The organism is Luteimonas sp. TWI596, assembly GCF_039674105.1.
Lineage (GTDB): Bacteria > Pseudomonadota > Gammaproteobacteria > Xanthomonadales > Xanthomonadaceae > Luteimonas.
This window is the reverse complement of record NZ_JBDJMU010000009.1, coordinates 100155-118609: the sequence shown is the minus strand read 5'-3', so window position 1 is coordinate 118609 and position 18455 is coordinate 100155. Positions and strand designations below refer to the sequence as shown.

At 70.5% G+C, this 18455-nt stretch carries 17 protein-coding genes and 1 pseudogene; 11 read left to right on the top strand and 7 right to left on the bottom strand.

Annotation, left to right across the window (positions count from 1 at the left end):
• Nucleotides 1-25 precede the first annotated feature (25 nt).
• Nucleotides 26-856 (top strand): oxidoreductase, encoded by an 831-nt coding sequence (locus ABE487_RS09045; protein WP_346452074.1) that lies wholly within the window; start codon nucleotides 26-28, stop codon nucleotides 854-856.
• Nucleotides 857-914: 58 nt separating this feature from the next.
• Here ABE487_RS09045 and ABE487_RS09040 read toward each other — a convergent pair whose 3' ends face one another.
• Both ABE487_RS09040 and ABE487_RS09035 read right to left on the bottom strand, forming a co-directional pair.
• On the bottom strand, nucleotides 915-1439 hold the full coding sequence (locus ABE487_RS09040) for a YqiA/YcfP family alpha/beta fold hydrolase (RefSeq protein WP_346452096.1): 525 nt from the start codon (nucleotides 1437-1439) through the stop codon (nucleotides 915-917).
• A gap of 17 nt (nucleotides 1440-1456) precedes the next feature.
• Nucleotides 1457-1960: an MOSC domain-containing protein gene (locus ABE487_RS09035; protein ID WP_346442338.1), complete on the bottom strand. Its 504-nt coding sequence runs from the start codon at nucleotides 1958-1960 to the stop codon at nucleotides 1457-1459.
• A gap of 95 nt (nucleotides 1961-2055) precedes the next feature.
• On the opposite strand from ABE487_RS09035, the gene ABE487_RS09030 reads away from it, so the two are divergent.
• The 4 genes from ABE487_RS09030 to ABE487_RS09015 all read left to right on the top strand — a co-directional run bounded on the left by ABE487_RS09030 (nucleotide 2056) and on the right by ABE487_RS09015 (nucleotide 5691).
• Entirely contained in the window at nucleotides 2056-2628 is a 573-nt protein-coding gene (locus ABE487_RS09030; protein WP_346447533.1) for an N-acetylmuramoyl-L-alanine amidase, read from the top strand.
• 76 nt (nucleotides 2629-2704) lie between these two features.
• The gene (gene tesB, locus ABE487_RS09025; protein WP_346442336.1) at nucleotides 2705-3592 is read left to right on the top strand and encodes an acyl-CoA thioesterase II; all 888 of its coding nucleotides are present in this window, start codon (nucleotides 2705-2707) and stop codon (nucleotides 3590-3592) included.
• A 1-nt stretch (nucleotide 3593) separates the two neighbouring features.
• Nucleotides 3594-4427 (top strand): hypothetical protein, encoded by an 834-nt coding sequence (locus tag ABE487_RS09020; protein WP_346447534.1) that lies wholly within the window; start codon nucleotides 3594-3596, stop codon nucleotides 4425-4427.
• A 115-nt stretch (nucleotides 4428-4542) separates the two neighbouring features.
• Nucleotides 4543-5691, top strand: a complete 1149-nt coding sequence (locus tag ABE487_RS09015) for a sigma-70 family RNA polymerase sigma factor (RefSeq protein WP_346452075.1) — start codon at nucleotides 4543-4545, stop codon at nucleotides 5689-5691.
• A 129-nt stretch (nucleotides 5692-5820) separates the two neighbouring features.
• On the opposite strand, the gene ABE487_RS09010 is transcribed toward ABE487_RS09015, so the two are convergent.
• Nucleotides 5821-6474, bottom strand: a complete 654-nt coding sequence (locus tag ABE487_RS09010; RefSeq protein ID WP_346452076.1) for an EF-hand domain-containing protein — start codon at nucleotides 6472-6474, stop codon at nucleotides 5821-5823.
• Between the two features lie 44 nt (nucleotides 6475-6518).
• On the opposite strand from ABE487_RS09010, the pseudogene ABE487_RS09005 reads away from it, so the two are divergent.
• From ABE487_RS09005 to ABE487_RS08980, 6 genes and pseudogenes are all read left to right on the top strand, one after another.
• Nucleotides 6519-7378 (top strand): annotated as a pseudogene (locus tag ABE487_RS09005) (arginyltransferase).
• Between the two features lie 8 nt (nucleotides 7379-7386).
• On the top strand, nucleotides 7387-8613 hold the full coding sequence (locus ABE487_RS09000; RefSeq protein ID WP_346452077.1) for an endonuclease/exonuclease/phosphatase family protein: 1227 nt from the start codon (nucleotides 7387-7389) through the stop codon (nucleotides 8611-8613).
• A 144-nt stretch (nucleotides 8614-8757) separates the two neighbouring features.
• On the top strand, nucleotides 8758-10014 hold the full coding sequence (locus ABE487_RS08995; protein WP_346452078.1) for an HlyD family efflux transporter periplasmic adaptor subunit: 1257 nt from the start codon (nucleotides 8758-8760) through the stop codon (nucleotides 10012-10014).
• Nucleotides 10014-12122 (top strand): peptidase domain-containing ABC transporter, encoded by a 2109-nt coding sequence (locus tag ABE487_RS08990; RefSeq protein ID WP_346452079.1) that lies wholly within the window; start codon nucleotides 10014-10016, stop codon nucleotides 12120-12122. Before ABE487_RS08995 ends, ABE487_RS08990 begins: the two co-directional genes overlap by 1 nt.
• A gap of 136 nt (nucleotides 12123-12258) precedes the next feature.
• Complete coding sequence (locus ABE487_RS08985) at nucleotides 12259-12417, top strand: hypothetical protein (protein ID WP_183426482.1); 159 nt, start codon at nucleotides 12259-12261, stop codon at nucleotides 12415-12417.
• 72 nt (nucleotides 12418-12489) lie between these two features.
• The gene (locus tag ABE487_RS08980) at nucleotides 12490-13593 is read left to right on the top strand and encodes a hypothetical protein (RefSeq protein WP_346452080.1); all 1104 of its coding nucleotides are present in this window, start codon (nucleotides 12490-12492) and stop codon (nucleotides 13591-13593) included.
• 655 nt (nucleotides 13594-14248) lie between these two features.
• Here the strand turns inward: ABE487_RS08980 and pnp are convergent.
• The 4 genes from pnp to rbfA form a co-directional block, all read right to left on the bottom strand.
• A complete protein-coding gene (pnp, locus tag ABE487_RS08975) occupies nucleotides 14249-16357 on the bottom strand; it encodes a polyribonucleotide nucleotidyltransferase (RefSeq protein WP_346452081.1) in 2109 nt (702 codons plus the stop codon).
• Nucleotides 16358-16478: 121 nt separating this feature from the next.
• Nucleotides 16479-16742, bottom strand: coding sequence for a 30S ribosomal protein S15 (rpsO, locus tag ABE487_RS08970; protein ID WP_183426485.1), 264 nt, complete (start codon nucleotides 16740-16742; stop codon nucleotides 16479-16481).
• A gap of 150 nt (nucleotides 16743-16892) precedes the next feature.
• Nucleotides 16893-17864 carry a tRNA pseudouridine(55) synthase TruB gene (gene truB / locus ABE487_RS08965; protein ID WP_346442326.1) on the bottom strand — a complete coding sequence of 324 codons (972 nt, stop codon included), beginning with the start codon at nucleotides 17862-17864 and terminating at the stop codon, nucleotides 16893-16895.
• 160 nt (nucleotides 17865-18024) lie between these two features.
• Nucleotides 18025-18387 carry a 30S ribosome-binding factor RbfA gene (rbfA, locus tag ABE487_RS08960; RefSeq protein WP_241945861.1) on the bottom strand — a complete coding sequence of 121 codons (363 nt, stop codon included), beginning with the start codon at nucleotides 18385-18387 and terminating at the stop codon, nucleotides 18025-18027.
• Nucleotides 18388-18455 lie beyond the last annotated feature (68 nt).

The window sequence follows — 18455 nt, the reverse complement described above, 5'->3', positions numbered from 1 at the left end:
CCTTCATTGAACTCCGGAGCGTGCAATGGCGCAGCCAAAAACCGTGCTCATCACCGGCGTCAGCAGCGGCTTCGGCCGTGCGCTCGCCCAAGCGGCGCTGGCCGCCGGCCATCGCGTCGTCGGCACGGTCCGCAGTTCACAGGCGCGGCAGACGTTCGAGGTATTGGGCGCCGGCGCGGTGGGCCGGGTGCTGGATGTGACCGACTGCGATGCCATTGCCGGCGTCGTCGACGCGATCGAGGCCGACATCGGGCCGCTGGACGTGCTGGTCAACAACGCGGGCTACGGCCACGAGGGCGTGCTGGAGGAATCCCCACTGGACGCGCTACGCCGGCAGTTCGACGTCAACGTGTTCGGCACGGTCGCCATGATCAAGGCGGTGCTGCCCGGGATGCGCCGGCGGCGGCGCGGGCACATCGTCAACATCACTTCAATGGGCGGTTTCATCACGATGCCTGGCATCGCCTACTACTGCGGCAGCAAGTTCGCGCTGGAAGGTATTTCCGAGGCACTGGGCCAGGAGGTTGCGCCGCTGGGCATCCACGTCACCGCGGTTGCGCCCGGGTCGTTTCGCACCGATTGGGCGGGCCGTTCGATGGTGCGCACGCCGCGCAGCATCGCCGACTACGACGCGCTGTTCGACCCGATCCGCGAAGCGCGCCGGTCCAGGAGCGGCCACCAGCCGGGCGACCCGGCCAAGGCTGCGCGCGCCATCCTGGCCATGCTCGACGCGCCGCGTCCGCCGACGCACCTGCTGCTGGGCAGCGATGCACTCGACCTGGTGCGCGGCAAGCTCGCCACTCTCGAAGCCGACTTGGCCGCCTGGGAGACGGTGACCCGATCGACGGACGGCTGATCGCCGCGCCTCGCCACCCCGCAGTCTGGTGTTCGGCGCAAGCCCTGCGCGCGCCGCCCTAGAGCCGCACCAGCAACTCGGCAAAGGCCTGCGCCGAGGCCGCGACGTGCGCGCCCAGGCGGTGGTCGTCGTCGACCAGCAGCAGCCGACCCCGGCGCGCGCGGGTCCAGTCGACGACATCGGCGGCCGGGATCAGCTCGTCGTGCCAGCCATGGATCACCGACAGCGGCACCTCGGCGGCCTGCAACGGATGCGCGGCGTCGAGCCGGACCGGCGGCGCCATCAGGAACAGCGCCGCGACCGGCACCCGTTGCGAGACGTGCCCGGCGATCCAGGCGCCCAGGCTGGAGCCGGCCAGCACCAGCGGGCCGCGCGCGGCCGCGGCGGTCGCGGCCTGCATCAGCCGCTCGATGCGCGCGGCGACATCGCCCAGCGGGCTCACCTCGCGCCGCACGTCCAGATCGGTGTAGTCGGGCCGCTCGTGGGTCCAGCCCAGCGCCTCGGCCGCCTGTGCCAGCGCGGTCACCTTGGTCGCGTCCGGCCCGCTCTCGAAGCCGTGCGAAAGGATGCAGTGGCCTCGCATCGGCATGCGCCGCGCGCTCATGCGGCGGCCTCCCAGTGCACGGCGTCGCCGACGCGCAGCGTGCCGCCCTGCACGATCCGCGCGCACAGGCCGCCCATGCCGCGCATCGCGTTGTAACCGCCCGCCCCCAGCGCGGTCTCCATGCGCGAGCACGGATCGCAGGGATCGGTGCCTTCGAACACGACCTCGCCGATCCGAAAGCGCCGGCCCTTGAACGCGATCAGCGGGATGCCCGAGACCACCAGATTGCGGCGCAAGGTCATCGGCGCGACGGCGTCCCGGCCGCTGAATGCAGCGATCGCCGGCAGGTGCTCGGCCTGGATCAGGGTGGCGCCGCGCTTGCCGCTGCCACCGGCGTAGCGGTCGCCGGCCAGGCCTGCGCCCGCATGTGCCTGCGCGGTCTCGACGACCGTCATCGGCACATCGCGTGCCGGACGCAGGCCGATCCAGTCGAGCCGGCCGGCGCGGGGAAACTGCGTCATCAAGGCGTGGAGCGGGGAATCGGCGGGCGGAAGTCTCATCGCGGCAATGGTAGCCCGGAACGCCTTTCGGACACGCGCACGCGCCAAGTCCAACAGCGCGTTCGCGCCGTGCGATCCGGGCTACCATCCGCGCCATGTCCACCGCCGCGCCCTTCTCGACCATCGTGCAGCAGCCGCTGCCCTACGTGGACCGGCTGCCGCGACGTGCGCGCACCGACATCGCGCTGGTGGTGATCCACTGCACCGAGTTGCCGGACCTGGCGACCGCCCGCAATTACGGCGAGCGCGTGCTCTACGCGGCCGGCACCGGCAACAGCGGACATTGGTACATCGACCGCGACGGCACGATCGTCGAGTACGTGCCCGCCGAGCACGTCGCCCACCATGTGCGCGGCCGCAACGCCGAATCGGTGGGCATCGAGCTGGTCAACCGCGGGCGCTTCCCGCACTGGCTCGACTCGCGCCATCAGGCGATGGACGAGCCCTACACCGACGCGCAGATCGAGGCCCTGGTGGCGTTGCTGCGGCAGCTGTGCGACACGTTGCCGTCGCTGCGCGAGATCGCCGGCCACGAAGACCTCGATGTCGAGCAGGTGCCGGCCAGCGACGATCCGCAGCGCCGTGTACCGCGCAAGCGCGACCCCGGCCCGCACTTCCCCTGGGACAAGGTGCTGGCGCAGGTGCCGTTGCGGCGCGCCGTCGCCTGAACGACGCGATCGGGGGCGGGCATCGTACGCCCCCTATAATCGTCCGCCCGGTGCCGCCCGCCACGACCCTGCCGCGATGACCCCGCCCGTTTCGGAACTGATCGACCTGCTTTCGCTCGAGCGCCTCGAGGACAATCTGTTCCGCGGCCAGAGCCGCGACATCGGCACCAAGTACGTGTTCGGCGGCCAGGTGCTCGGCCAGGCGCTGTCGGCCGCGCAGGCGACGATGACCGCGCCGCGCCCGGCGCATTCGCTGCATGCCTATTTCCTGCGCGCCGGCGATGTCGACGCGCCGATCGTCTACGACGTCGACCGCACCCGCGACGGTGGCAGCTTCTCGGTGCGCCGCGTCACCGCGATCCAGCACGGCAAGGTGATCTTCTTCTGCGCGGCCTCGTTCCAGGAGGCCGAAGCCGGCGCCACGCACCAGTTGACGATGCCCGAAGTGCCCGCGCCCGAGGACATCGCCCCGCAGGACCCGCTGCCGGCCGAAGTGCTGGCCCGACTGCCGGTCAAGGTCCAGCGCTGGCTCGACCGCAGCGGCCCGTTCGAGTTCCGCCACGTGTATCCGCGCGACGAATTGCAGCCGCCCAAGCGCCCGCCGTTCCAGCAGGTGTGGTTCCGGCTGTCGGAGCGCGTCGGCGATGCGCCCTCGCTGCACCGTGCGCTGCTGGCCTACGCCTCCGACTTCCACCTGCTGGGCACTGCCACCTTTCCGCACGGCATCAGCTATTACCAGCCGAACGTACAGATGGCCTCGCTCGACCACGCGCTGTGGTTCCATCGTCCGTTCCGGGTTGACGAGTGGCTGCTGTATTCGCTCGACAGCCCGAGCGCACAGGATGCGCGAGGGCTGGCCCGCGGCCAGATCTTCGACCGCACAGGGCGCCTGGTCGCCAGCAGCGCGCAGGAAGGCATGATCCGCGTGCGCCCCGACGCACCGCCGGCCCCGGCGGCCGACTGACATGCGCCAGGTCTTCTCCAGCGCGCGCCTGGAAAACGTCGAGCGCGTCGCCGAGATGCTGCGCGCCGAAGGCATCGAGGTGCAGATCAGCAACGGCCGCTCCTACAAGGGCAACCGGCGCGGCACCTTCAGCTATCGCGACCAGGCCGCCGGCCCCCGTCCCGCGGTCTGGGTGACGCGCTCGGAGGACCAGCCGCGCGCCCGCGCGCTGCTGCGCGACACCGGCCTGCTGCAGACCCAGCCCTCGACGCGCAGCTACCTGACGCAGGGCGAACTGACGTTCGCGGCCGACAACGCACCGCCGCCCCGCCGGGGCCTGAGCCGGGCGGCGAAGATCCGCTACGCATTGCTGGGCGGCGCAGTCGTGGTGATCGGGCTGTCCTGGTGGTCGCGGCCGTCACCCGAGGCACCGGCGCCGGCACCCGCCGCCACGCCGGTCGCCGAGCAGGGCCCGGCGCTGGACATGCTGCCGCAGACGGTCGAGGCCGGCGTGTTCCGCATCCCGGTGCCGCAGGCGTTGGCCGCGACGGTGCTCACCGATGCGCTGCGCGCGCAATCGGGCCCGGTCTGCGTGGCCGTCGACGGCGATACCCCGACCGCCCCGCTGCTGGCCGAGCTCGAGGCCGGCTATGCGCAGGTGCTGCCAGCCTCGGCATGCACGGGCGGCGACGGCCAGGCCGCGTGGCTGGAAGTGCGCAACTACCGCACCGACGGCTCGGGCCGGGGCACAGTGGAGTTGTCGAGCGGGGGCACCGACGCCGCCCAGGGCGTGATCACGCACACCTTCGACGTCCAGCGGCAAGGCCGCGACTGGCACTTCGCGCCGGCCAAGTAGCCGGGACTCGTCGCCGGTCGCTGCGCGCGGGCGCCGGGATGGGGCATGATCGGCGGGTCGGTCACATCCGGCCACCGGGCTGCGTCCTGGTCAGATCCTCCGCTGGAAGCGACCGATGTCCGCGATTGCCGTCGACCCGAGCCTCGAAGACCGGATCCACCTGGAGCTGCCCGCCGCGCGCGACGGCGACCAGGCCGCGTACGGTCGCATCGTGCGGCTGAGCCAGAACGCGACGACCGCGATCGCCCTGGCGATCACCCGCGACGTGCAGGCCAGCCAGGACATCGCCCAGGAAGCCTACTTCAAGGCCTGGCAGCAGCTCGGGCGGCTGCAGAACCCCACCAGCTTCCTGCCGTGGCTGCGCCAGATCACCCGCAATCTCGCGCGCGATCACCTGCGCGCGCGCCGCGACCGGCTGGTCGCCGGCGAGGCTGCGGAGCTCGCGATCGCGCAGGCCGCCGATCCCGATGGCTGTCCGATGCAGCAGATCATCGACGACGAGAGCGGGCGCGTGGCCGCCGACCTGATCTCCGAACTGCCCGACGACAGCCGCGAAGTGTTGTTGCTGTACTACCGCGAGGGCGGCAATTCCCGCCAGGTCGCCGCCCTGCTCGGTCTGTCGGATGCGGCCGTGCGCAAGCGCCTGTCGCGCGCGCGGCGCAGTCTGCGCGAGGAGTTGATCGCGCGCTTCCGCGATTTCGCCGAAGGCTCCGCCCCCGGCGCCGCGTTCACGGTGCTCGTCGTCGCCGGACTGGGCACCTTCGCCAAGCCAGCGATGGCGGCCGGTGTGGCCGGCGGCACGATCGGCAGTGGCGTCGCCGGCAAGGCGCTGTTCGGCTCGGCCGGTGCCGCCAGTGCCGGTTTGGTGTTCGGCGCGCTGACCTGGTGGCTGTGCCGCAAGCTGCTGCTGCAATACGCCGACACCGACGATGAGCGGCGCACGCTGCTGCGCTTCTACGATCGCTGGATGCTGGCCTCGGTGATCGGCGGTGCCTTCGTGGGCCTGGCGTATGCGGTCTCGGGCAACAGCTACACCGCGTTCTGCATCGCGACCGTGACCTTGCTGGTCGCGATGACGTTACCGGCCCTGACCCACCTGCCGCGGCTGATGAATCCCTTGCTCGCCCGCGATGCCGCCCGCGATCCGGTCGGGGCGCGTCGTCGCGCGCGGATCTATCACCTGACTTTCGGCCGCAGCAGCATGCTGCTCAGCAGCCTGCTGGTGATCGGCATGCTGGTGATCGTCGGCCTGCGCGGGCATTGATCGTAGCGGCCGCATTCGATGGCGTATCGGTCCGACCGCGCATGCCGATGCGCATGCGCCTGTGTGCCGTGCACATGGCCGCACCCGGAGACGTCACGTGATGCGACGTCTCCGGCCCAATCCTTCGACTCAGCGCTGCGGTCGGGCGGCCCGCAGTTCCTCGCGGCTCAGCGTACCGTCGCGGTTCTCGTCGAACCAGGCGAAGCGCGGCGCCAGCCGCGGCATCGCCTCGTCGACCTCGACCCGGCTCAGACGGCCGTCGCCATTGAGATCGGCGGCGCGGAACATCGCATCGAAGCGACGCTCGCCTGCGGCGCGACGCTCGGCCTGCTTGCCCTCGTGCCAGCGCCGCAGTTCGCTCCGGGTCAGATAGCCGTCGCCATCACGGTCGATCGACGCGAAGTCGGCGACCAGATCGAAGCCACGTCCGCCACGCGCATGCGGTCCGCCATGCGGCTTGCGTGCGGCGCGGTCGGCCGACAGCGCCGCATCACCCTCGCGCGCTGCATGCGCGGCCAATCGGGCGTCGCGTCGGGCCTGCCAGGCCTGCTGCCCCGCCTCGGCCTCGGCCCGGCTGATACGGCCATCGCCATCGATGTCCAGGCGCGCCAACGCGTCGACCGGATCGCGGGGCGGTCCAGGGCGGCCATGGCCGCGATGCGCTGCCGCCTCGGGGCCGGTGGGCGTGGCGCCCTCGGCCACGGCCGGCGAACGGGCCGACGCGGTGCCGGCAGCGAGGGTCAGCGTGGCGAGCAACGCCGCCGATAGCAGGGTCTTGTGCATGTGGGGTTCCCGTTGCGGACGGCACCGCGCCGCCCTGTGCATCGATCAACGCGTCGGCCGGACCTTGCGTTGACGCCGCCCCGGGACGGTTCAGCCGGCAGACGGCGGGCGCAGTCGCATCGGTTGCGACGACCGGCGCTATCCTGCCGGCATGCCGCAATCGCCCCGCCCCAGCCCCCCGGATGCCGCGGTCGCGGACGAGCTGCGCCTGTTCCACAGCGGCGCCCACGCCTGCGGCTACTGGCCCGAGCGCGTGGCCCGCGATCTGGTGCTCGATCCCGACGATCCCCGCCTCGCGCTGGCCTATCCGCAGGCCCTGCGCTGGGGCTTCCGCCGGTCCGGCGACCTGCTCTACCGGCCGCACTGCGCGGCGTGCCGGGCCTGCGTCGCGGTGCGCGTCCCGGTCGCCGCCTTCGTGCCCAACCGCAGCCAGCGCCGGACCCTGGCCCGCAATGCCGACATCGAATCGCGCGTGGTGCCGGCCGAACGCAACGACGAGCGCCTGGCGCTGTACCGGCGCTATCTCGTCTCGCGACATCCGGCCGGCGGCATGGACGACCATGGTGCGCACGAGTTCGACCAGTTCCTGATCGGCAGCTGGAACGAGGGCCGCCTGCTGGAACTGCGCCTGCACGGACAGCTGGTGGGGGTTGCTGTGACCGATCTCATCGAGGATGCGCTGTCGGCCGTCTACACTTTCTACGACCCCGACTTCGTGTCACGCGGCCTCGGCACACTGGCGATCCTGCGCCAGATCGCCTGGGCGCAGCGCGACCGCAGGCGATACCTGTATCTCGGTTACTGGATCGAAGGACACCGCAAGATGGACTACAAACGCAATTTCCAGCCGCTCGAAGGCTTCGATGGACGCCAGTGGCGCGCGATGACGGCGTGGGCACGATGAGGCGCGGCATGCTCTGGCTGCTGCTCGTCGTCGTCGCGCTGGGACTGGCCGCCTGCGTCCGGGTGCATGTGCACGGCGACCGCCCGACCACGGCCTCGCCGCCCGCGCCGGCCGCCGGCGCGCTGCGCATCGCCACCTACAACACCTCGCTCAACAGCGACGAGCCCGGCGGCCTGCTTGCGCGCCTGCAGGGCGACGACGCGGGTGCGCAGAAGGTCGCCGCGGTCCTGCAGCAGGTGCGTCCCGACATCGTGCTGCTCAACGAGTTCGACTACGTCGCCGACGGCAGCGCGGCGACGCTGTTCCAATCCCGCTGGCTCGAGCGCGCACAACCGGGCGGCGGCGCACCGCTGCACTATCCCTACCGCTATCTGGCTGCGGTCAACACCGGCGTGCAGAGCGGTCTGGACCTCGACGGCAATGGCACCGTTGGCGGCGAGGGCCGCGACCGCGGCAACGACGCCTGGGGCTACGGCCTGCATCCGGGCCAGTACGGCATGCTGCTGCTCTCGCGCTATCCCATCGACGCGGAGGCCGCGCGCACGTTCCAGTTGCTCAAGTGGAGCGCGATGCCCGATGCGCAGCGCCCGCGCGACCCGGCGACCGGCGCGCCGTTCCATCCCGACTCGGTGTGGGCGCAGCTGCGACTGTCGTCCAAATCGCACTGGGACGTGCCGGTGCGCACGCCCACCGGCGTGCTGCACGTGCTCGCCTCCCATCCCACGCCACCGGCGTTCGACGGGCCGGAGAAGCGCAACGTTGCGCGCAACCACGACGAGATCCGCTTCTGGCAGGACTATCTGTCGCCGGGCGCGCACGACTGGCTGTGCGACGATGCGGGGCGCTGCGGTGGCCTGGCCGCCGGTGCCCGGTTCGTGATCCTGGGCGATCTCAACAACGACCCGGTCGACGGTGCCGGTGCGCACGAGGCGATCGTCGGTCTCCTCGAACACCCGCGCGTGTTGCGGATGGCCACGCCGCGCAGCGAAGGCGCGGTCGAGGCGGCCGCGCGCGATGGCGGCGCCAATCTCGAACACCGCGGCGCGGCCGCGCACGACACCGGCAGCTTCGGCCCGCGGGTGGGCAACCTGCGGCTCGACTACGTGCTGCCGTCGGTGGGCCACGTCCCGCTCGCCAGCGGCGTGTTCTGGCCGCCCAGCGACACCCCGCATGCCGAGATCGTCGACGGGACCGACCACCGCCTGGTCTGGATGGACGTCGCCGACGGCGGCTGACGGCCGGCCATTGCGTCCCGGCCAGGCGCCGTGCGGCGATCGCGACAGTGCGACCGCCGCCATGCTGGCGATCACGGCGCCGCCCGTGCACCATCGGGGGATGCCGCCCGCCGCACCGCCCCGCCAGCACGAGTCCTGCGCCCGATGAGCGCGGGGCTGTTCCGCGACGAGGTGCTGCGCGCGCGCCGCGAGGCCTGGCTCGGCACCGTGAGCCTGCCGGTGCCGCGCCGCGGCTGGCTGCTCGCCGCGCTCGGTGGCGCTGCGCTGCTGGTGATCGCCGCGACGCTGGCGTTCGGCAGCCTGCACCGGACGGTGCGCGCCTCGGGCACGCTGCAACCCGCCGAAGGCCTGCAGCGTGTGCAGGCGCCCGAGGCCGGCGTCGTCGTCCGCGTCCACGTGACCGACGGCGCGATCGTCGCAGCCGGAGATCCCTTGCTCGACATCGCGGTCGATCGCGACCTCGCCGATGGCGGCGCGCCACTGTCGGCACGGGTGGCCGAGAGCCTGGAGGCCGAACGCACGCGCCTGCGCGCAGCGCTGCAGACCTTCGACGTTGCGCAGCCGGCCCGCGAAGCCGACCTGCAGGCGCGGCTGGCGACGCTGGTCGACGAGGCCGGCTCGGCACGCGACGAGATCGCGCTGCGCGAGCGCCAGGCTGCCAATGCCGACGATGTGTTCGCACGGCTGCAGCCGTTGCGCGAGGCGCGGATCGTCAGCGAGGTCCAGGTCCAGCAGTACGAGAACCAGGCCCTGGAAGCGCGCGCCGCGCTCGGCGCTGCCCGGCGTGCGGGCCTGGAGGCCGAGCGCCGGCTCGCCGATGGACGTCGCAGCCTGCGCGAGCAGGCACTGTCCCAGGCCAACGAGCGCGGCACGCTGGCCCAGGCGTTGGCCGACCTGGACCGTGGCGATGCCGAGAACCGCGCACGCGGCACGATCCGGCTGCGCGCCCAGCGCCCGGGCGTGGTCAGCACCTCGGGGTTGTCGACCGGCAGCCCGGTGGCCGCGGGCGAGCCGTTGCTGACGATCGTGCCCAATGACGCGCGCTTCGTCGCCGAACTGTGGGTGCCCGCGCAGGCGGTCGCGCACCTGGCGCCGGGGCAGCGCGTGAAGATGCGCTACGACGCCTTCCCGCACCGTCGTTACGGCCAGCAGCCGGGCGAGGTGATCAGCGTGGCCCGTGCTGCACAGTCCGCACCGCCACATGCGCGCACCGGCGCCGACGCCAGCGTGCCGCTGTACCGCGTGCTGGTGCGGCCCGACCATCAGAACGTACCAGGCGCCGACGCCGCGTTGCGCACCGATATCGGGGTCGACGCCGACTTGATTCTCGAACGCCAACGGCTGTACCAGCGCCTGTTCGGCGATCGCTTCGCCCGCCCCACCGTCGCCCGAGCCGACTGATGGCCCTGTCTTCCCGTCGACGCGTGCCCGTCGTGCAGCAGAACGAGATCGCCGAATGCGGGCTGGCCTGCCTGGCGATGGTCGCGGTGCATCACGGCCACGATCTCGACCTGGCGGCGATGCGCCGGCGGTTTCCGATTCCGATCCAGGGCGCGAGCCTGTCGCGGCTGATGGCGATCGCCCGCGAGCTCGGTCTCGAAGCGCGCCCGTTGCGCACCGAACCCGAGCATCTGCACACGCTCCAGGCGCCGTGCGTGTTGCACTGGGACCTCAATCATTTCGTCGTGCTCGTGCGCGTGTCGCGCGGCCAGGCGCTGATCCACGATCCGGCACGCGGCGCGGTGACGATGCCGCTGGCCGAACTGGGCCGGCACTTCACCGGCGTGGCGCTGGAACTGACGCCAGCCGCCGATTTCGCCCCGGTCTCCGACCGTACCCGAGTGCCGCTGCGCGCGCTGTTCGGCCGAATCTCCGGCATCGGCCCGGCGGCGACGCAGATCCTGCTGCTGGCGCTGTCGCTGGAACTGTTCACGCTGCTGCTGCCCCTCGCCCTGCAGTGGACGATCGACGGCGTGCTGGTCACCGCCGATACCAGCCTGTTGACGCTGATCGGGCTGGGTTTCCTCGGCGTGGTCGCGTTCCAGGCGACGATCGCGGCGGTGCGCGGCTGGCTGGTGGCCGACCTGGGCGCCTCGCTCAATGCGCAGTGGATCGGCAACCTGTTCGCGCACCTGTTGCGGTTGCCGCTGGACTACTTCGAGAAGCGCAGCGTCGGCGGCGTGCTGTCGCGTTTTCTGTCGGTGCAGTCGGTCCAGCAGACCCTGACCGGCAGCTTCGTCGAGGCGGTGCTCGACGGGCTGACCGTGCTGCTGGTGTTCGCGCTGCTGCTGTTCTACAGCGGGCCGCTGACCGCCCTGGTGCTGCTGGCCTTCGCGCTGTACGCGCTGCTGCGCTGGCTTGCCTACCGGCGCCTGCGCGACCTCAAGGAGACCCAACTGGTCCACCTGGGGCGGCAGCAGAGCCAGATGATCGAGTCGATCGGCGGCATCCAGACCATCAAGCTCGCGGGCCTGGAGGCCGCGCGCCTGGCGCGGCTGCGCAACGCGACGCTGGAGGTCGCCACGCGCGAGGCCGCGATCGCGCGCACGACTGCGACCTTCGGCGCGCTCTCCAAGCTGATCTTCGGCCTGATGCGCGTGGGCCTGATCTGGCTGGGCGCGCTGTTGGTGCTCGATGGCCGGTTCACCGCCGGCATGATGGTGGTCTTCGTCACCTACGCCGACTTGCTGGCCATGCGCGGCGGGGCGCTGGTCGACAAGTTGGTCGAGTTCCGCTTGCTGGGCATGCACGGCGAACGCATCGCCGACGTCGCGCTGGCCGCGCCCGAGGCCGATGTCCAGGCTGTGCATTCGGGCCCCGACCCCGCGCCCGAGCTCACGATCGAGGGCGTGTCGTTCCGCTACGACGAGAGCGGCCCCTGGGTGCTGCGCGACTGCTCGCTGCGAATCAACGCCGGCGAGTCGGTGGCGATCACCGGCGCCTCGGGCTCAGGCAAGACCACCCTCGCCAAGCTGATCCTCGGCCTGCTGGCGCCCAGCGAGGGCCGCATCCTGATCGATGGCGTCGACATCCGGCACCTGGGCCTGGCGCGCTACCGCGCCCGCTTTGGCGTGGTGATGCAGGACGACGTCCTGTTCGCCGGCTCGATCGCCGACAACATCAGCGTGTTCGATCCCGATGCGACGCTGGACCGGATCGAGAACGCCGCACGGATCGCGCAGATTCACGACGACATCGCCGCGATGCCGATGGGCTATGAATCGCTGGTCGGCGACATGGGCTCGGCCTTGTCGGGCGGCCAGAAGCAGCGCGTGATCATCGCCCGTGCAGTGTATCGCCAGCCCGATCTGCTGCTGCTCGACGAGGCCACCAGCCATCTCGACGTGCCGCGCGAGCGCGCGGTCAATGCGCTGATCGCCGACCTGCATGCGACCCGCATCATCATCGCGCACCGCACCGAGACTGTGCGCAGCGCCGATCGCGTCGTGCGGCTGGTGAATGGGCGCGTCGTCGAAGACGACGGCGCGGACGACACCAACGGCACCTGACCGTCGGCATCGAAAGTCCGGAAACACGACGTAGGTCCGGAATCCGGGGTTCCGCATCGTCCCTGCAGGCGACTAGCATCGAAGACGCCGGAACCGGACCGGCCCCTTTCGATCCGGACAAGCCACTGGAGGAAACATGAGCCATCAAGACGCGCAGCATGTCCGCCCCATCGCACGCCTCGCGGCCCGCGAGCTGACCGAGGACGAGGTCGCCGCTGTCGCCGGCGGCAAGCCCGACCACACCCACGCCACCGGCCCCAACGGCGACGATCCGGGCGACCCGGGCGTCGTCTGACCCGCTGCGAGCCATGCGCGGCCGGCCGTCCCCGACGGTCGGCCGCATTGCATTCCAGATGCCGCCAACGCCATGACCGCCCCTCTGATCGTGTCGTCGCTCGCGCACGACATCCATGCCGCCGCCGCGTCCTGGGGGCTGCGTCGCACGGGCCTTGCGCCGCGCTGGATCGCCGGCTGGCACGCTGGCGCGCCGACGCTGGAGATCGCGTCCGACGGCGCCCCGACCGTCGACGGCTGGGGACCTGACGGCATGCCGCGCAGCGTGTGGTTCCGACGCCCGATGCCACCGTCGCAGTTGCCGGGCGTGGCCGAGCCCGACCAGCGTTTCGTCGGCGACGAGTGGCGCCGCTTCGCCGGCAATCTGCATGCGATCGCCGGCGACGTGGCCGGGCCACTGTGGGTCAATCCGCCGGCATCGGCCCTGCGCGCCGAGCACAAACTCGTCCAACTGCAGGCCGCCGCGCAACTCGGCCTGCCGGTCCCAGCCACACTGATATCCAGCGATCCGGCGCGCATTCGCGCGTTTTTCGCGCGCCACGGCCGGGTCGTCTACAAACCATTCCAGACACACAGTTGGCAGGATGCCGACGGTCGGTTGTTCAGCACCTACGCGCGCGTCGTCGATGCGCAGATGCTCGCCTCCGACGCGAGTCTGCAGCTCTGTCCGGGGATCTACCAGCAGGCGATCGACAAGGTCTGCGACCTGCGGGTGACGGTGATCGGCGCGCACGTGTTCGCCGCGCGCCTCGACGCGCCGCACGATGACGTGGTCGACTGGCGTTCGGCCTCGATCGCCGGTGCGGTGGAGACGTCCGCTTACGCACTCCCCGCCTTCTGGCACGACGGTCTGCTCGCGCTGCATCGCAAGCTCGATCTCGCGCTGGGGTGCGTCGACCTCGTCGTCGATCGCAGCGGCGCGCTGCACTTCATCGAGGTCAACCAGGCGGGGCAGTTCCTGTTCCTGGAGCAGGCGTTACCGGAGCTTCCGCTGCTGCGCACGCTATGCGCATTGCTCGCGCAGGGACGGCTGGATTGCGATCCGGCCGCGATGCCGGACGATGTCGGCTTCGCGTCCTATCTCGACAGCGCGGTCTACGCCGACTGGTGGGCCGAGGTCGCACCGCGCCTGCACACCGCCGGCACCGTGCCGCCAGGCGTCAGCCTCGAGGACTGAGCGGCGCACCCGCACTTTCTCGCACGTCGAAACGAGCACGCAGTGTTGACACAGGGCGTTCTACTTCGGATGGGCAGCCGCCTGCCGGCCGGAAGCCGTTTTCCCCTCGGTCAAGGCCGCTTCGCGGTCCAGCCACGCGAAGCACGCGTGGCGTTCGCATGGATGCGCGGCAGTGCCGCGCATGCCATCCATGCTCACCCTGCCTTGACTCGGGCGCGCGCCCGCTCCGCTTCGCGGATCGGTCCGGCCCGGCGCAGCACGCCGGGCGTTCGCCCGCTCGCGCGGCATGCCGCGCAAACAGAGCGGGCTCACCCATGGCGCGCTCGACGCGGCCACCGGCCGCCAGTCCGCTGCAGCAGACGAATACACCCCGACTTCGGTAGACGCCTCGCGTCCGCTGGAAGAAGTCGTACGCCTTCGGACTCAGTGCGTCGTGCTGGTCGGGGATTGCGATAGCGGGCCAGGGATGGCCCGCGGCGGCGAGTCAGCCATGGATGGCTGACCGAGCCGATGAGCAGTCCCCGGCCGGCGCGACGCGCTCTCCGGAGACGAACGCCCGATCGAGCGCGCAGAAGCAGGATGACCGCAACTTCGCAAAGAACCAAAAAAAGCGGGCCTTTCGGCCCGCTTTTTCTTCGTCTCGTAACGCCAGGCCTTACTCGGCCGGCGTGCCCTCGCCTTCGGCGACGGCCTTCATCGACAGGCGGATGCGGCCCTGCTTGTCGACTTCCAGCACCTTGACCTTGACCACGTCGCCTTCCTTGAGCACATCGCCGACCTTCTCGACGCGCTCGTTGGAGATCTGCGACACGTGGACCAGACCGTCCTTGCCGGGGGAGATCGTCACGAACGCACCGAAGTCCATCAGCTTGACGACCTTGCCCTCGTAGATACGGCCCGGCTCGACGTCGGAGGTGATCTGCTCGATCCGCGACTTCGCGGCCTGGCCGGCAGCGCCGTTGACCGAAGCGATCGTGATCGTGCCGTCGTCCTGGATGTCGATCTGGGTGCCGGTCTCCTTGGTGATCGCCTGGATGACCGAACCGCCCTTGCCGATGACCTCGCGGATCTTGTCGGGGTGGATCTTCATCGTGATCAGGCGCGGCGCGAACTCGCTGAGCTCGGCACGCGGGGTGGTCAGCGCGCTGCTCATCTCATTGAGGATGTGCAGACGGCCTTCCTTCGCCTGTGCCAGCGCGACCTTCATGATCTCCTCGGTGATGCCCTGGATCTTGATGTCCATCTGCAGCGCCGAGATGCCGTTCGTGGTGCCGGCGACCTTGAAGTCCATGTCGCCGAGGTGATCCTCGTCGCCCAGGATGTCGGACAGGACGACGAAGTCGTCGCCTTCCTTGATCAGGCCCATCGCGATACCCGCGACCGGCGCCTTGACCGGCACGCCGGCGTCCATCAGCGCCAGCGACGAACCGCAGACCGAGGCCATCGACGAGGAGCCGTTCGACTCGGTGATCTCCGACACGACGCGGATCGTGTACGGGAACTCTTCCATCGTCGGCATCACCGCGAGCACGCCGCGCTTGGCGAGGCGGCCGTGGCCGATCTCACGACGCTTCGGGCCCATCATGCGGCCGGCCTCACCCACCGAGTAGGGGGGGAAGTTGTAGTGGAACAGGAAGTGTTCCTTGTACTCGCCGGCGACCGAATCGATGATCTGGCCATCGCGGGCGGTGCCCAGCGTGACGGCGACGATCGCCTGGGTCTCGCCGCGGGTGAACAGCGCCGAGCCGTGGACGCGCGGCAGCACGCTGACCTTCGAGCTGATCGGACGCACGTCCGCCGGGCTGCGGCCGTCGATGCGCTTCTTGGTCTTGAGGACCGAGTTGCGCATGGTCTGGTATTCCTGCTCGCCGAACTCCTTCGACAGCTCACCCTGCGACCAGGCATTGGCCTCGGCGTGCGGCGCGATGGTTTCGAGGATCGCCTTCTTGAGCTTGGAGATGGCGTCCTTGCGCTCGAGCTTGTCGCGCACCTGGAACGCGCCCGCGAGCTGCTCGCCGATGGCGGTGCGCAGGGTCGAGATCAGGCCTTCATCGGCGGCCGGAGCCTGCCAGTCCCACTTCGGCTTGCCGGCTTCGGCGACGAGCTCGTTGATCGCGGCGATCGCGACCTGCTGCTGCTGGTGACCGAACACCACCGCGCCAAGCATCACGTCTTCCGACAGCTCCTTGGCTTCGGACTCGACCATCAGCACCGCCTTGGCGGTACCGGCGACGACGAGCTCGAGCTCGGAATCGACCAGCTCGCTGGTCGTGGGGTTGAGCAGGTACTGGCCGTTCTTGTAGCCGACCTTCGCCGCGCCGATCGGGCCGTCGAACGGCGCGCCCGACAGCGACAGGGCGGCCGAGGCGCCGATCAGGGCGAGGATGTCGCCGTCGACCTCGGGGTTGAGCGACATCACCGTGGCGATGACCTGAACCTCGTTGCGGAACCCTTCGGGGAACAGCGGGCGGATCGGACGGTCGATCAGGCGCGCAGTCAGCGTCTCCTTCTCGGTCGCGCGACCTTCGCGCTTGAAGAAGCCGCCCGGGATCCGGCCGCCTGCGTAGAACTTCTCCTGGTAATCGACGGTCAGCGGGAAGAAATCCTGCCCTTCGCGCGCGGTCTTGTTGGCGACCGCGGTGACCAGCACCTGCGTGCCTTCGCACGAGACCATGACCGCACCGCCGGCCTGGCGGGCGATCTCGCCGGTTTCGAGCGTCACCGTCTGGTTACCGAACTGGAAGCTCTTTGTCACTTTTGCCACGTTGAATTCCCTTGATGACTCTTGCGATGGACCGGACGGAACCCTTGCCCCGACCGGGCGGACGCTGCACGCGCCCAAAAAACGACCGCGGCGCATTTCTGCGCCGCGGGGGGAGACGGGTTCAGCGACGCAGGCCGAGCTTCTCGATCAGCGCCTTGTAGCGGTCTGCATCCTTGCGGTGCAGATAGTCGAGCAGACTGCGACGGCGATTGACCATCATCAGCAGGCCGCGGCGGCTGTGGTGGTCCTTCTTGTGCGTCTTGAAGTGCTCGGTCAGGTGCACGATACGTGCGGTCAGCAGGGCGACCTGGACCTCCGGCGAGCCGGTGTCGTTGTCGCCGCGCTTGTGTTCTTCGATGATCTTGCTGTTGTCGATCGTGGTCATGTGTTCGCTCTTGACGCGCGTCCCGCAGAGACAGCGACGGATCAACCGTCACGTACCGCCCGGACCGCCTGTGGATGGAGAGTGCATTTCGCCTGGAAAAAGGCGGCCAAGATTGTATCGCCTGCGGCCTGCCCGAACAAGGCGACCTATTCAGTCCGGCACGCCCGCACGCCGGAACATGCGCCGCGGCCACAGGCTGCCGTCGCCCTGCACCTGTGCCAGCCCCTCGGCGCGTGCGTTCGGTCCGAAGACCGCGACCTCGCCGGTCGCCGCGAACGGGCCGGGCAGCGACTGCCCGTTCTGCAGCCGGGCCGCCTGGCGGGCGTCGACGTGGACCGCCGGCCAGGCCAGCATCCCGGCCTCCAGGTCCAACAGGCAGGCCTCGAGCTGGTGCTCGCCGCGCGCGGCGAGCGCCTGGAGTTCGTCGAGCGTCCACATCCTGGGATCGCGGAACGGGTCGACCCACAGCCGGCGCAACTGCGCGACGTGCGCGCCGCAGCCCAGCAGTTCGCCAAGGTCGCGGACCAGGCTGCGCACATAGGTGCCCGAGCCGCACTCCACGTGCAGGCGCAACTGCGGCGCCCCCCCTGGGTCGAGCACGCCGTCGAGCAGGTCGGCCGCCGACTGCAGTTCGAAGGCGTGCACATCGACCGGCCGCGACTCGACCTCCACGGCCTCACCGCGGCGGGCCTTGGCGTACAGCGGTTCGCCGCCGCGCTTGAGCGCCGAATAGATCGGCGGGCGCTGGTCGATGCGACCGGTCAGGCGCCGCAGCGCGGCGTCGATCGTGGCCAGATCCAGCGGCGGCACCGGCCGCTCGCGCAGCAGTTGGCCGGCCGCATCGTCGGTATCGGTGACCTGGCCGAGCCGGGCGACGGTGGTATAGGCCTTGCGGGCGCCCAGCAGCCCGCCGGCGATCTTGGTCGCCTCGCCGAAACAGACCGGCAGCAGCCCGGTCGCCAGCGGATCGAGGCTGCCGGTGTGGCCGCCCTTCTCGGCGCGGAACAGATGGCGCACGCGCTGCAGGGCCTGGTTGGAGCTCAGGCCGCCCGGCTTGTCGAGCAGCAGGATGCCGTCGAGCTTGCGGAACTTGGTGCGCGGGCGGGACTGGGGACGGCTCATCGGATATCGGCGGACGAAAACAAGAGCGACGTCCCGCAGGACACGGGCGGCGTCATGGCCGCAGCGTGGGCGTCCGACGCCCTGCGTGCGGCCTCGTATCGAGCCACGACGACCATGCGGCACCGACGAACGCCGGGCCGCCGGTTCACGACGATCGCGGTCAGGCCCGCTCGCCGCCGTCGTCGAGATCGCGCAGCAAATGGTCGATGCGCTCGCCACGATCGACCGAATCGTCGTAGTGGAAATGCAGCTCGGGCACGTGGCGCAGCTTGACCGCGCGCGCGAGACGGAAGCGGATTTCGGGCGCGACCGCCTTGAGCCCCTTCAGCGCCTCGGCCGCGCGCTCGGACTGCAGCGCGGTCACGAACACCTTGGCGTGAGCCATGTCGCGCGTGACCTCGACGTCGGACACGCTCACCGACGGCAGGCCGTGCTCGGACACGGCCTCGCGGACCAGGGTGCCGAGTTCACGGCGAAGCTGGGCGGAGACGCGGTCGGTGCGGTGGAAGGATTTGGTCGGCACGTGATTCGTAGTTCGTGATTCGTCAGGGGGGTGCGAAAAGCTTGCTCGATCCTGCGATGGAGTGCGGA